The 1256-nt window shown below is 68.6% G+C and carries 1 pseudogene; it reads right to left on the reverse strand.

Going from position 1 to position 1256, the window contains the following annotated elements:
* Positions 1 to 1256 (reverse strand): annotated as a pseudogene (locus JCM25156_RS25715) (translocation/assembly module TamB domain-containing protein); the annotation flags it as partial.

Here is a 1256-nt window from a genome sequence, read left to right on the forward strand (position 1 = left end):
GCCTCGGCCGAGAGCGTGCCCTGCGCGTGCAGTCCGGGCATGAAGGGCGCGAGCAGATCGGGGGAAAGCCGGGTTATCGTCGCATGCAGGTCCAGCAGCGGGCTGATCCGGCCATCCGCCTCGATAGCGCCGGACTGGCCATGCGGCGGCGGGACAACGCTCAGGCGCAGGTGGCTGATGCCGGTTTCCTTGCCGTAAGTGATGCTGGCGGGCGTGTCGAGCCGGACCTGTTCGCCCCGCGCCAGCGCCACAAGCCGCTGCACGGTGACCGAACGGGCGGGAACATTGGCCAGCAGCCCGGTATCAAGCGTGGCGTTGCCGGTCCATGGCGTATCCCCCCCGACCTGCGCCGTGACATTCAGGGCGGAGACCGGTCCCTTCACCACGACATGCCCATGCCCGTCCATGTCCCGGAAGCGGGCATTGTCCACCAGCAGGTCCAGATCGCTCACGGGCACGCCAGCGGGGTCGAGCACCCTGCCCCTGAGCACCAGCCGCCCGACCTGCGCCATGGCGGCGTTCACTGCGCTCTCCACATTCACATCCAGCATGGCGGGGGCCGTGGCGGTCGCGCTCGTGCTGTGCAGCACGGCTGAGAGATGCCCGCTTACATCCTGCCCCGTCAGGTCACGCAGGTCCGCCAGCCGCGCCATATGCAGGTCCAGCATGCCCGACGGCACGACATGGCCCGCGGGCAGGGTCATGTCCGCCTTGCCCATCAGGCTTTTCCAGCTCAGATGGTCCACAAGCAGGTGGCGGCTGTTCGCGCCGTCACTTTCCAGACGGGCGGAAACCGCCATGGGGTCGCGGTCCACCGTGCCGGAAACCTCCAGTACGCCCTGCTTCACCTGTGGCAGGTGCTCCATGCGCAGGCTGGCCTGCACATCGCCCGCCGCCGTATTGCTCGCGGCGATACTGGCCTGCGTCTTCACGCTGGCCATCAGGTCATCAACCGGCCCCACGGCCCGCAGGTCCGCCTGCATGTGTCCGTGCAGCGTGGGGGCCAGTACATGCAGGTCCGACAGGGCAAGATGGGCCGCAGCATCAAGCTGTAGCGGCGCGCCCGTGACCAGCCGGGTCGGGGTGGCGCCCAGATCCAGCGTCGCGCCCTGAAGCCTGAGCGCATCAAAAACAACCGTATTGCCGCCATGCCGGTCGGGGGTGATGCTGCCAGCCGCGTTCAGGTGGCCCCTGTCCCCGATCAGGCCCACGGCGATGGGCAGGCCGCCATCCAGCACGACATGGCTGTCCAGCCC

The organism is Komagataeibacter kakiaceti JCM 25156 (assembly GCF_000613305.1).